Origin of the sequence: Nocardioides sp. (genome assembly GCF_036274455.1) — a bacterium.
In the GTDB taxonomy this organism is placed as follows: Bacteria; Actinomycetota; Actinomycetes; order Propionibacteriales; family Nocardioidaceae; genus Nocardioides.
The window spans coordinates 18,168-30,061 of record NZ_DASUFR010000037.1; the positions used below are offsets into that span (position 1 = coordinate 18,168).

The 11,894-nt window shown below is 72.7% G+C and carries 11 protein-coding genes; 4 read left to right on the plus strand and 7 right to left on the minus strand.

What is annotated here, in order from left to right:
- Positions 1–24: 24 nt before the first annotated feature.
- The 3 genes from VFV89_RS03655 to VFV89_RS03665 are packed head-to-tail and all read right to left on the minus strand — an operon-like array spanning position 25 to position 2,970.
- Entirely contained in the window at positions 25–522 is a 498-nt protein-coding gene (locus VFV89_RS03655; RefSeq protein WP_329704545.1) for a GNAT family N-acetyltransferase, read from the minus strand.
- Between the two features lie 19 nt (positions 523–541).
- The gene (locus tag VFV89_RS03660) at positions 542–1,555 is read right to left on the minus strand and encodes an RNA polymerase subunit sigma-70 (RefSeq protein WP_329704546.1); all 1,014 of its coding nucleotides are present in this window, start codon (positions 1,553–1,555) and stop codon (positions 542–544) included.
- On the minus strand, positions 1,552–2,970 hold the full coding sequence (locus tag VFV89_RS03665) for an MFS transporter (RefSeq protein ID WP_329704547.1): 1,419 nt from the start codon (positions 2,968–2,970) through the stop codon (positions 1,552–1,554). Before VFV89_RS03665 ends, VFV89_RS03660 begins: the two co-directional genes overlap by 4 nt.
- Positions 2,971–3,137: 167 nt before the next feature.
- Here VFV89_RS03665 and VFV89_RS03670 point away from each other — a divergent pair, with 167 nt between their 5' ends.
- Both VFV89_RS03670 and VFV89_RS03675 read left to right on the plus strand, forming a co-directional pair.
- Complete coding sequence (locus tag VFV89_RS03670) at positions 3,138–3,773, plus strand: MBL fold metallo-hydrolase (RefSeq protein WP_329704548.1); 636 nt, start codon at positions 3,138–3,140, stop codon at positions 3,771–3,773.
- A 107-nt stretch (positions 3,774–3,880) separates the two neighbouring features.
- Positions 3,881–5,365 carry a toll/interleukin-1 receptor domain-containing protein gene (locus VFV89_RS03675; RefSeq protein WP_329704549.1) on the plus strand — a complete coding sequence of 495 codons (1,485 nt, stop codon included), beginning with the start codon at positions 3,881–3,883 and terminating at the stop codon, positions 5,363–5,365.
- A 4-nt stretch (positions 5,366–5,369) separates the two neighbouring features.
- Here the strand turns inward: VFV89_RS03675 and VFV89_RS03680 are convergent, their stop codons facing one another.
- On the minus strand, positions 5,370–6,119 hold the full coding sequence (locus VFV89_RS03680) for an HAD family hydrolase (RefSeq protein WP_329704550.1): 750 nt from the start codon (positions 6,117–6,119) through the stop codon (positions 5,370–5,372).
- Positions 6,116–7,054: an aminotransferase class IV gene (locus VFV89_RS03685; protein ID WP_329704551.1), complete on the minus strand. Its 939-nt coding sequence runs from the start codon at positions 7,052–7,054 to the stop codon at positions 6,116–6,118. The genes VFV89_RS03680 and VFV89_RS03685 overlap by 4 nt, the downstream gene beginning before the upstream one ends.
- A 103-nt stretch (positions 7,055–7,157) precedes the next feature.
- Here VFV89_RS03685 and VFV89_RS03690 point away from each other — a divergent pair, with 103 nt between their 5' ends.
- A complete protein-coding gene (locus tag VFV89_RS03690; protein WP_329704552.1) occupies positions 7,158–8,387 on the plus strand; it encodes a toll/interleukin-1 receptor domain-containing protein in 1,230 nt (409 codons plus the stop codon).
- Between the two features lie 6 nt (positions 8,388–8,393).
- Here the strand turns inward: VFV89_RS03690 and VFV89_RS03695 are convergent, their stop codons facing one another.
- Together VFV89_RS03695 and VFV89_RS03700 are read right to left on the minus strand one after the other, a co-directional pair.
- A complete protein-coding gene (locus VFV89_RS03695) occupies positions 8,394–9,677 on the minus strand; it encodes an isochorismate synthase (protein WP_329704553.1) in 1,284 nt (427 codons plus the stop codon).
- Between the two features lie 75 nt (positions 9,678–9,752).
- Positions 9,753–10,637, minus strand: coding sequence for a L,D-transpeptidase family protein (locus tag VFV89_RS03700; RefSeq protein ID WP_329704554.1), 885 nt, complete (start codon positions 10,635–10,637; stop codon positions 9,753–9,755).
- 106 nt (positions 10,638–10,743) lie between these two features.
- Here VFV89_RS03700 and VFV89_RS03705 point away from each other — a divergent pair, with 106 nt between their 5' ends.
- Positions 10,744–11,433: a demethylmenaquinone methyltransferase gene (locus tag VFV89_RS03705; RefSeq protein WP_329704555.1), complete on the plus strand. Its 690-nt coding sequence runs from the start codon at positions 10,744–10,746 to the stop codon at positions 11,431–11,433.
- Positions 11,434–11,894: the final 461 nt, after the last annotated feature.

Genomic DNA, 11,894 nt, shown 5'->3' on the forward strand with positions numbered 1-11,894 from the left:
CAGTCCCGGACCGCGGCACCCGGCTCAGGTGCCGGCACGCACCATCCGCACGTGGACACCCTCGTCGTGCTCGTCCTCGGTGCCGTCGAGCCGGAACCCCTGCCGCTGGTAGAACCGGATCGCTCGCTCGTTCCCCGCAAGCACCCACAGGTAGCAGGCCCGGTCGCCGACGGCCTGCTCCAGCAGCGCGTAGCCGACGCCGGTGCCGTAGTAGCGGGCGCGCACGTAGAGCGCGTAGAGCTCGAGGTCGATGTCCACGTCGTTGTCGCGGGCCGGGCCGGCACCGGAGAAGCCGACCAGTCCGTCGGAGTCCTCGGCCAGCCAGGTCGGCTGCTCCTCGGCGCTCAGGATGTCGCGCCAGCGCGCGACCCGCTCGGCAACCTTCTCCCGCCGGTCGTCGAGGATCCCCTGCGGCATCAGCCCGGTGTAGGCGTCGTCCCACACGTCGAGGTGCAGGTGCGCGAGGTCCTCGGCGTCGGCAGGCACCGCCCTCCGGATCGAGACGTCGGAAGGCAGTGCCATGGCGGGAGCGTAGGCGTCGTCATGACGTGGGCACGACCGCCGGGTCCAGGAACGTGGTGAAAATGGCGATCCGACCGCCGGGCTCGAAGGTCACGACCGACAGGCCATGGGTGAGGAACGCCCCCACGTCCTTGCGCCACACGCTGAAGGAGATCCCCGACTGGCCGTTGACCGTGGCCGGCTCGGCACGCCAGCGGCGCCCGGCCCGCAGCGGCGTCCGGGCGATGAAGGCGCGGACGGCCTCGCGGCCGAGGTACCACTCGGCGTACGGCGGCATCGACCACACGACGTCGTCGGCCAGGAGGGTCACCACGGCGTCGACGTCGTTGCGCTCCCAGGCGGCGATGAACGCGGCCACCGTGGCGCGGACCTGCCGGTCACCGATCTCGCGCAGCACCTCCTGCTGGCTTCGCTCGGGGAGGTCGGCGCGGAGCGACCCCCGTGCGCGGGCCAGGGCGCTGGTGACGGAGTCGACCGTCGTGTCGAGGATCTCCGCGGTCTCGGCAGCTGTGAACGCCAGTACGTCGCGCAGCACCAGCACCGCTCGTTGCAGGGCGGGCAGCCGCTGGAGGGCCACGACGAACGCGAGCTCCACCGACTCCCGCTGCTCGTAGACGGCGTCGGCCGGCGTCGACTCCCACGTGATGCCGGCGTCCGGGAGCGGCCCGAGCCAGACGGTCTCGGTGAGCGGTGCCACCAGCCCGTCCGCCGGGTCGCGGGCCGGACCGAGGTCCACCGGGACCACCCGCCTGCCGCGCCGCTCGATCTCGCGGAGGCACACGTTGGTCGCCACCGTGTAGAGCCAGGTGCGCAGCGAGCTCCGGCCCTCGAACCGGTCGACCCCGCGCCAGCCGCGCAGCAGCGTCTCCTGCACCGCGTCCTCCGCGTCGTGGGAGGAGCCGAGCATCCGGTAGCAGTGCAGCAGCAGCCCTGGCCGCAGGGGTGCGACCTGCTCGGCGAACCCGTCCGAGGCGGTGCTCACCCGGCGTACCTCCCCACGATCGTCTGCGTCCTCCGCAGCGACGGTACTCATGCGGCGACCGCCTCGAGCTCGTCGCCGGCCTCCGGCTCGGTCGTCGCCGCCACCCGGCGGGCGGGGAGCGCGAGACCGGCCAGCGCGCCCAGGAGCGACAGCGCCGCGGCCACGAGCAGCGCGGCCCGGAAGCCGGTCACGAAGTCGCCGGCCGAGGCGAAGCCGCCCCACGAGCCGAACACCGCCACGGTCACCGCGATGCCGAGCACCCCGCCGAGCTGGCGCACCGTGCCGTTGACGCCCGAGGCGGTGGCGACGTCACGGTCGGTCACCGCCGAGATGACGGCGCTCTGGCCGCACGGGATCGCGAGCGAGACGCCCACGCCACCGATGACGAACGGGCCGAGGGTGTCGAGGTAGGTCAGGTCGGTGCCCACCTGGACGGCGAACCAGATCATCGCGGCGGCCTGGATCATGAGCCCGGCCACGACCAGTGGACGCTCGCCGATCCGGTCGGCGAGGGTGCCGGCCAGCGGGGCCACCAGGATGAACGTGCCGGTCCATGCCATCAACCGGACGCCGGCGTCGAGCGGGCTCTCGGCCATCACCACCTGCATCAGCTGTCCGTAGAAGAAGACCGCCGAGAACAGCGAGGCCACGGTGAGCCCGCTGGCCACGTTGCCCGCGGTGAACCCGCGGCGCCGCAGCAGCCGGGGCGGCAGCAGCGGAGTGGCGGCTCGCCGCTCCCAGGCCCCGAAGCCGGCCAGCAGGGCGAGGCCGAGCGCGCCCATGCCCAGCACCTCGGTGCTGGTCCAGCCGGAGGTCTCGCCGCGCACGAGGGACCAGACCAGCCCGAGCACGCCGGCCGCGAGCAGGACGACGCCGGGCAGGTCGAGCCGGCTGTCCGGCACCCGCGCCTCCGGGACGTGGCGGAGCACCAGCGGTGCGGCGAGCAGCCCGAACGGCACGTTCAGCCAGAAGATCCACTGCCAGGCCAGGCCGTCCACGACCGCGCCGCCGACCAGGGGACCGCAGGCCACCGCGATCCCCGTGACGGCGCTGAACAGCCCGACGGCGGTGCCGCGCCGCTCGGGCGGGAACGCCGAGCTCAGCAGGGCCAGGCCGAGCGTCATCACGGTGGCCGCGGCGGCGCCCTGCACCACCCGCAGCCCGACCAGCGCACCGGCACTGCCGGCCAGTGCGCAGCCGGCGGAAGCCAGCGCGAACAGCGCCAGCCCGGCGGCGTAGGTCCGCGCCCGGCCGAGCCGGTCGCCGAGCACGGCCGCGGGCACCAGCAGGACGGCGAAGCTCAGGTTGTAGGCGTTGACCGTCCACTCCAGGTCCGACAGCGACGCGCCGAGGTCGCGCTGGATCGTGCTGAGCGCCGAGGCCACCACCAGGGTGTCCAGGGCGGCCATGAACGAACCGACCGCGGTGAGCACGACGACCCATCGGAGCCGAGCGTCTTCGAACATCTGCCACTCCTCATCCGAGAACCAGTACGGCGGTAGGAACCGCCCTCACCTGGTGTGATCCGCGGGTCGCGGCGAACTGGTCGGTTTCGAGACGCGTCGCCCCTCAGCCTCCTCGCTGACCGGGCGCGAGCAAGCTCGCCCGCGCGCTCGGACCTAGAGTCGAGCCCATGAGGATCACGAAGTTCGGCCACGCCTGCGTCCGGATCGAGCACGACGGCGCGGTCGTCGTCGTGGACCCCGGGATGTTCACCGACCCCGAGGCGGTCGACGGCGCCACCGCCGTCCTCGTCACGCACCTGCACCCGGACCACCTGCATCCCGACAACCTCCGCGCCACGGACGCCCCGGTCTTCACCGTCGGTCAGGTGGCCGAGCAGCTCGCCGCCGACGCCCCCGACGTCGCCGAGCGCACCTCGACCATCCCGGCCGGCGCCGCCTTCGACGCCGGCCTGCCGGTCCGTGCGGTCGGGGAGCTGCACAACGTGATCCACCCCGAGCTGCCCCAGCCCTACAACTCGGGCTACCTGGTCACCGCCGGCGACCAGACCGTCTACCACCCCGGAGACGCACTCGCCCTTCCCGAGGTGCCCGTCGACGTGCTGCTCTGCCCAGCGTCGGCGCCGTGGCTGCGCAGCGAGATGGCGATCGAGTTCATCCGTGCGGTCGGTGCGCCCCGGAACCTCGCCATCCACGACCGCGTCTACTCCGAGGCCGGGCACGCGATCCTGGACATGCAGATGGACACCCTGGTTGCCCCGCGCGGGATGGAGTGGCTGCGCCGGGCGGACGGCGAGGACCTCTGAGGACGAGCCCGGGCCAGGCGGGAGTGACCCGTTCGGATCATTCCCATCGGTGGCGCATCGGCGTTACATGACCAGAACGCTTCGTCTTGGGGACCGGGGGGCACACCATGGCGCGTCTGTTCATCAGCTACGCGCGCCGCGACATGCCCGTGGTGGCCCAGCTCGTCAACGAGCTGCGCGAGATGGGCCATGAGCCCTTCTACGACCAGGACCTGACGGGGGGCCAGCGCTGGTGGGACGTGCTGCTCACCCGGATCGAGGAGAGCGACGGGTTCCTGCCCGTGCTGTCGGACGCCTACGTCGACTCCGAGGCCTGCCGCCAGGAGGCGCACTGGGCGTCGGACGTCGGCGTACCGATCCTCCCGCTCGACCTCGGCAGCGTCGGCCCGGAGATGTGCGACCCGCACGTGGCTCAGACCAACTGGATCCGGTACGGCCTCGAGGACCGCACCTCCATCGCGCGCCTCGCGCGGGCGCTCGGCGCGCTGCAGGCGCGGACCCCGCCGGCCGAGCCGCCGGCGCGGCCACCGGTCCCGGTCACCTACCTGACCGCGACCCGGCAGGAGATCCACGACGCCGAGACCATGCCTGTCGACCGGCAGCTGGCGATCATCGCGACCCTGCGGACCAAGCTCGGGACCGACGACGACGCGACGGCACGCACCCTGCTGGCCGAGCTGCGCCGCCGTCCCGACGTCGCCTACGCCAGTGCCGTCGAGATCGACCACATGCTCGGCTCCGCGGCGCCTCCTCATCCGCCCGCTCCGAAGGGTGGTGACGGCCGCAGCCGGCGGCTCCTGGTCGTGGCGGCCGCGGCGGTCGCCGTCCTGGTCATCGCCGGCGGCACCAGCTGGGTGGTCACCCACCTCGGCGGCGACGACGACAAGGGCGGTGGAGGGGGTCCGGCGGCCGGGACGGCTCCGGGCGAGTCGCCGGCGACGTCCGCAGCGCCAGCCTCCTCGTCGGAGACCGACGCGCTCGTGGCGATCCTGGACCGGGTCGACGAGTCGGCCCAGCACCCACCGCTGGTTCCGCCGGGCTCGTGTGCAGTGACCCGGGCCGACGCCGTGCACTGCGAGCCGGGAGTGTCCGGTGTCGCCTCCGTCGACTTCGTCGTCTATGACTCCCTCGACGACCTCTACGAGGCGTACACGTCGCAGGCGGAGACGAGCGCGGGCATGCCCTTCGACCGGGTCATGAACACCGGCGAGTGCGACTCGAAGCACTTCAGTGGTGAGGTGAGCTGGAACCACAACCGGAACCACAGCCGCAAGTACTCGGTCGAGCAGCTGATGCACGGCGGGCTCAACGCCGGCTCGCAGGCCGCCGGGCGAGTGTTCTGCGGCCTCCACGGCAGCGCGCTGACGATGATCTGGACGCAGAACGACGGACCCCGGTTCGTCGCCGTGGCCCAGGGCGCACCTCACGACAAGGTGGGGGCCTGGTGGCGCCAGGTCCACCACGAGATCGCCTGCCTCGGCATGTCCGACATGCCCGGCGCGTGCGACGAGGGCGGCGGCGGCTCGAGCACCCCCGAGCCGAGCGACGGCATGACCGAGCCGAGCGACGGCATGACCGACGGGATGGGCTGACCGGCTACCGGGGGCTGATCCTCAGCTCACGCAGGGCGTCGTACGCCGGCCGGCAGGCCTCGGCGACGGCGGCGTCGTGCGGCGAGAGGTCGACCACGCGCGGGCGGTAGGGCTCGAAGCCGGTCGAGGCCAGCACCGCGTCGTACCAGTAGGGCGCCCATACGCCGTCGGAGTCTCGGGGCCCGGGTGGCCAGGAGAGCATCCGGTCGGTGAAGTCGATCCGGAGCCAGTCGCACAGCCAGCGCAGGTGTCCTTCGGGATCGCCGAGGAAGTCGGCGGAGTCGATCACGGGGACGTCGTGGCCCGCGGCCCGCCAGCGCTCGAGCAGCCACTGCTCCTGGAGGAGCCCGATGTCCTCGGGCTCGCAGGACTCGCGGGAGCGGACGTAGGACGCCACCACCTCGGAGGGGTCGCGGATCAGCAGCACGTTGCGGAACGCGTCGGTCCACGAGGCGTCGGAGCCCATGTCGACGTGGTGGGCCATGTGCTTGGCGTAGTGGACGGTCTTGCCATCGGGCAGCGGCTCGGAGAGCGCGGCCACGGCCTCCTCGAGCGAGGTCGGCTGCGCGGCCAGGACCTCCTCGCGCCCCGGGTGGTCGAGGCCGGTGCGGGCGAGGTAGGCCGCGTAGAGCGGCTCGTCGACCACGACCGTGTCGGGCCGGTTCTCCCAGGCCCGCATCATCGCGGTCGAGATGTTGCGCGGGCCGGACCACATCCCGACCCGGACCACCGCTCCCGGTGCGGCGTCGCTCACGGCCGGGTCCGTCCCGCGACGTCACGGGCCACCCAGTCGGCGTACAGCTCCTGCAGCCGCTGCACCACCGGACCGCGCCGTCCGGTGCCGATGGTCCGGCCGTCGACCGAGCGCACGGGGGCGACGCCGGCGAAGGTCCCGGTCACGAACGCCTCCTGGGCGCTGTAGACGTCGGTGAGGCTGAAGGTCCTCTCGTGCGCGGTGATCCCGTGGTGACGGCACATCGCCACGACGTTGCCGCGGGTGATGCCGCCGAGGCAGAACCGGCCGTCGGAGGTCCACACCTCCGGCTCCTCCGGCGTGCCCTTGACGACGAAGAAGTGGGTGCTGTTGCAGGTCGCCACGAAGCCGTGCGGGTCGAGCATCAGCGCCTCGTCGGCGCCCGCCTGGTAGGCCTGGATGCAGGCGAGGATGTCGTTGAGCTTGCTGTGTGCGTTGAGCTTCGGGTCCAGCGTGTCCGGGGTCGCGCGGCGCACGTGCGTGGTGAACAGCGCCAGCCCGCGCTCGACCGTCTCCGGTGTCGGGAGCTTGTGCTCGGCGATGATCACGATGGTGGCCGGGCCGACGGTCACCCGCGGATCCTGGTACGGCGTCGACTTCACCCCGCGGGTGCACATCAGCCGGACGTGCACGCCGTCGGTCATCGCGTTCGCGTCGAGCGTCTCGTAGACGGCCCGGGTGAGCTCCTCCCGGGTGACCCCGAGGTCGATCATCAGCGCGGTCGCGCCCTCCCACAGCCGGTCGAGGTGCTGCTCGAGGAACGCGGGATGGCCGTCGTGGATCCGGAGCCCCTCCCACACGCCGTCGCCGAGGACGAACCCGGAGTCGAAGACAGAGACCGTCGCCTCCGCGCGAGGTCTCAGCTCGCCGTTGACCCATATCAGGATCTCGTCGTTGCGCGGGTCGTGGGCATGGTCGTGGGCGCCGGACGGCATGGGATCAAGTTAGGGGTGTGCGGAAACGTCCCCAGCCTGGGGGATGCGGTTGGGGCACGAGTCGACGTTCTCTGGTCTGGACCACTGGGGCCAGAACTCGGGGGTGACGGCTGTGAGTCGGGTGTTCGTCAGCAGCGCCTACCGTGACCGGGCGGTCGGAGACCGCGTCGGTGGCATGCTGCACTCCTTCGGCGACGAGCCGGTCGACGATCGCGACGACACCAAGGGCACCGCGTGGTGGAACGAGGTCGTCGGTCGGATCGAGACCTGCGAGCTGTTCGTGGCCGTCGTCTCGCCGGCGTACGCCGACGCGCACGCCTGCCGCCTGGCCGCCAAGCACGCGGCGGCCACCGGCCTGCCCGTGGTCCGGCTCGACCTCGACGACAAGCCGCCGGAGTCCGGGCTGCACCCGATCGTGACGATGGCCCCCCCGGTCCGCTTCGACCCCGACGACCCCGAGGCGCCCGCCGTGCTCGAGCGCGCCCTTGACGCGGTCCTGCTCGCCGACCAGCAGCCCGAGCCGATGGCCGCGGCAGCCGACGACGCGCCGCCGCCGTGGTCCCCGCCTCCGACGCGGGTGGCCGAGGACGAGAGCCGGTTCACCGGGCTCGAGCTCCTGGTGGCGGTCGTGCTGTGCCTCGTGACTGCGGCGCTGCTGGTCATCGAGGGGCGCGCGGTGGGCCACATCGTCGACCGACTGCGCGGCGGGTCGGAGGACAGTGCCCAGGTCCGCGGGGTCTCGAGCGGCGCCGACCAGGTGGTCAGCCAACCGACGTCGTCCGCGTCCGCGCAGCCGGCCGGCGACTCCACGGCGAGCCCGGAGGCCGAGCAGCTGCTGTCGATGATCACCGCGATCGGCTCCGACCGGCTGTCCGCGGCGTCCTGCGTGGCGGGTGACGGTCGCGTCACCTGCCGCAACCCGGCACCGAACATCCAGGTGGCGGTGTTCACGACGTACCCCACCCCGGAGGAGCTGTACGCCGCCTACACCGCCGCGGTCCGCGAGCTGTCCGGCGACCCGGTGCCGGAGAACACCGGTGACTGCAGCGGGGAGGCGTACGAGGGCGAGATCACCTGGAACCTCGACCTCGGACACGGCGACGGCGTGTCGGTCGAGGACGAGACGGCCGGCGGACTCGACCCGGCGACGGAGGCGGCCGGGCGGCTGTTCTGCACCGAGACGAGCGACGTCGTCAAGCTCGTGTGGACCCAGGACCCCGCGCTGCTGGTGACCGCGACCGGCCAGCCGGCGCGGCTGACCGTCGGCTGGTGGCACGACCTGCACATGGACCTCGCCTGTGCCACCGGCGGCACCGGGACCGGCTGCCCCTAGCCGCCTCTATGTGGTGAGCGCGTCCCGCACCGGGACGAACTTGCCCTGGGTCTCGGCCAGCTCCGCCTCCGGGTCGGAGTCCGCGACGATGCCGCAGCCGGCGTAGAGCCGGACCGTGCTGCCGGAGATCACCCCGGACCGCAGAGCGATGCCCCACTCGCCGTCACCGTCGGCGTCCATCCAGCCGACCGGTCCGGCGTACCGCCCGCGCTCCATGCCCTCGATCTGTGCGATCAGCTCGGTGGCCAGGGTGGTGGGGGTGCCGCCGACCGCCGCCGAGGGGTGCAGCGCGGCGGCGAGCTGCAGCGAGGTGACGGTCTCGGAGTCGTGGGCGACGCCGGCGACGTCGGTCGCGAGGTGCATCACGTTGGGCAGGTGCAGGACGAACGGCGCTTCCGGCACGTTCATCGACGAGCAGTGCGGTTCGAGCGCCTCGGCGACCGAGCGGACGGCGTACTCGTGCTCCTCGAGGTCCTTCGAGGAGCGGGCCAGCCGGGCGGCCAGCGCGAGGTCGTGGGCGTCGTCGCCGCTTCGTCGGATGGTGCCGGCCAGCACCCGCGAGGTGACGAGCCCGAGCTCCCGGCGGACGTAGAGCTCCGGCGTCGCGCCGAAGATGCCGTCGACGTGGAAGGTCCAGCAGGTGGGGTACTCCTTGGCCAGCCTGCGCAGCGGCCAGCGGACGTCGATCGGCTCGGCCGCGGTCGCGAGCAGGTCGCGGGCGAGGACGACCTTCTCGAGGTCGCCGGCGTTGATCCGCTGCACCGCCTCGGCCACGACGGCCATCCACTGCTCGCCGTTCAGCGCGCCGTCGGTGAAGTGGACGTCCACCGGCGCGGGCGGGGTGGTGGCCAGCTCGAGTCGTCGGTCCAGCTGGTCGAGGCCGCCGACCGAGGAGACCGTGGTCAGCCACGCGGTGTCGCCGCGCCTCCCGACGATCAGCTCGGGGACGACCAGGGTCGAGTCGCCGGGCTCGTCGGCGAACGCGAACGAGCCGAAGGCGACCAGGCCGCTGCCGGGCTCGTCGACGTCGCTGCGGACGATCGCCCGCGCGGTGAGGTCACGCCACCAGCTGTTGGCCTCCTCGAACCGGCCGGCTCCCGAGGGACGCAGCTCTGCCGCGACCCCGCAGCCGACCAGCCCGTCCCCGCGGCGCAGCCAGGTGACCGGGTGGTCGTCGGGGAGCAGGTCGAGGAGGTTCGCCTCGGCCGGGAGCTCCAGCTCGACGGTGCGGACGACGAGGGGCGCGGTCGGCGTCTCCCGCGAGACGTCGGGGGTGGAGCCGCTCGTCACAAGTGGTGAGAGTACCCACGCGAGCGCCCGGAGTCCGACTCCGGGAGCACCGACGTGAGCGAGCACACGCCGCCGTCAGCTCCAGTAGATGACGACCTCGTCCCCGACCTGGACCTGTCCGTAGAGCCAGGCGACGGCGTCGTAGTCGCGCACGTTGACACAGCCGTGGCTGGCCCCGGCGTACCCGCGGGCGGCGAAGTCCGACGAGTAGTGCACCGCCTGGCCGCCGGAGAAGAACATCGAGTAGGGCATCGCCGAGTCGTAGAGGCGCGACACGTGGTCGGCGTCCTTGAGGTAGACGTGGAAGACGCCCTCGCGGGTGGGGGAGTACGACGCACCGAACCGCACGTCGACGGTCTTGAGCACCGAGCCGTCGACGACCCAGCGGAGGGTCTGGCTGGTCTTGTCGATGCAGATGACCCGGCCGGTCCGGCAGCGCGGGTCGAGCGGTCCGGCGAGGTTGTGCAGCCCCATCGCGTCCCTGGTCGGCTCGGTGGTCATGGCGTGCAGCCGGTCCAGGGTGCGCTGGTCGACCTTCCCGGTGACCGGGATCTTCCGCTTGGCCTGGAAGCCGCGCACCGCCTTCACCGTCGCGTCGTCATAGGTCCCGGTGCCGCGGCCGAAGAACCAGTAGAGCTGGGCGAGCCGGGCCTGCAGGTCGCGGACCCTGGTCCCGGTGTCGCCCTTCTCGAGCAGCACCATGCCGGGCTCCATGCGGTACGGCGGCCGCATCCGGGTGCGGTAGACCCTGGGCGGCGCGCTCTCGGTCACCGGTGCGGCCACGGGTGCGGCCGCGGACTCGGCCGGTGCCTCCTGGGCCACCGGCCGGGTGTGCAGCGTCGCGTCACCCTGGAGATCAGGCCCGCCGGAGTGCCGCTGGGCGTAGCCGACGGCGGCGGCGGACAAGGCGATCAGCAGCACGACCAGCAGGCCGAGGCCTGCTCGACGCAACGACGTCATGCTCGGTGCATTTCTTGGGCTCCCAAGGGGGAAGTGGAGTCGGGCACCAGAGTGACGCGCGGCGGCGGCTTCGGGTTGCCGACACGCCGCCCCTACTGTTGCCCGGGTGACCCGCGCCGACCTCGACAAGCAGCCCGCCGACGTCCGGCGGATGTTCGACGCGGTCGCGAAGCGCTACGACGTGACCAACGACGTCCTCTCGCTCGGCCAGGACCGCCGCTGGCGCAAGGAGGTGCTGCGGGCCGTCGATGCCGAGCCGGGGGAGCGGGTGCTCGACCTGGCCGCGGGCACCGGCACGTCCAGCCAGCCCTTCGCCGACCGGGGTGCGGTCGTCGTACCGTGCGACTTCTCGCTCGGCATGCTGCAGGTCGGCAAGCAGGCCAGACCGGAGCTGCCGTTCACGGCCGGCGACGGGACCCGGCTGCCGTTCGCTGCCGACACCTTCGACGCGGTCACGATCTCGTTCGGGCTGCGCAACATCGTCGACCCCCTCGCCGGCCTGCGTGAGCTGCTCCGCGTGACCCGTCCCGGTGGCCGGCTCGTGGTCTGCGAGTTCAGCCACCCGACCTGGGCGCCGTTCCGCACGGTGTACGTCGAGTACCTCATGCGCGCCCTCCCCCCGATCGCCCGGGCGGTCTCCTCCTCCCCCGACGCCTACGTCTACCTGGCGGAGTCCATCCGCGCCTGGCCTGACCAGCAGCGCCTGGCGGCCCTCATCGCCGACGCCGGCTGGCACCGCCCCGAGTGGCGCAACCTCAGCGGCGGCATCGTCGCGCTGCACCGCGCCACTGCCTGACGATTGCCGTCGCTGGTCGAGCCTGTCGAGACCTCCGCAGGGAAGGCACCCGCTGGCCCGTCGCTGGTCGAGCCTGTCGAGACCTCCGCAGGGAAGGCACCTGCTGGCCCGTCGCTGGTCGAGCCTGTCGAGACCTCCGCAGGGAAAGGCACCTGGTGGCCCGTCGCCGGTCGAGCCTGTCGAGACCTCCGCAGGGAAAGGCACCTGCTGGCCCGTCGCTGGTCGAGCCTGTCGAGACCTCCGCAGGGAAGGCACCTGGTGGCCCGTCGCTGGTCGAGCCTGTCGAGACCTCCGCGGGGAAGGCACCCGGGGTGAGTCCCAGCGCCGGGTCACCGGGCTTCGAGGCTCGGCGCCGGGGGCGCCTCGCTCCTCAGCCACCGTGGTGGCCCGCCGCTGGTCGAGCCTGTCGAGACCTCCGCAGGGAAGGCACCCGCGCAAGCCCCAGAGTGGGTCACCGGGCT

Excerpts from the sequence above, each read along its gene's own strand:
- VFV89_RS03655 (WP_329704545.1), bottom strand. The coding sequence starts at position 522 with ATGGCACTGCCTTCCGACGTCTCGATCCGGAGGGCGGTGCCTGCCGAC.
- VFV89_RS03660 (WP_329704546.1), bottom strand. The coding sequence starts at position 1,555 with ATGAGTACCGTCGCTGCGGAGGACGCAGACGATCGTGGGGAGGTACGC.
- VFV89_RS03665 (WP_329704547.1), bottom strand. The coding sequence starts at position 2,970 with ATGTTCGAAGACGCTCGGCTCCGATGGGTCGTCGTGCTCACCGCGGTC.
- VFV89_RS03670 (WP_329704548.1), top strand. The coding sequence starts at position 3,138 with ATGAGGATCACGAAGTTCGGCCACGCCTGCGTCCGGATCGAGCACGAC.
- VFV89_RS03675 (WP_329704549.1), top strand. The coding sequence starts at position 3,881 with ATGGCGCGTCTGTTCATCAGCTACGCGCGCCGCGACATGCCCGTGGTG.
- VFV89_RS03685 (WP_329704551.1), bottom strand. The coding sequence starts at position 7,054 with ATGCCGTCCGGCGCCCACGACCATGCCCACGACCCGCGCAACGACGAG.
- VFV89_RS03700 (WP_329704554.1), bottom strand. The coding sequence starts at position 10,637 with ATGACGTCGTTGCGTCGAGCAGGCCTCGGCCTGCTGGTCGTGCTGCTG.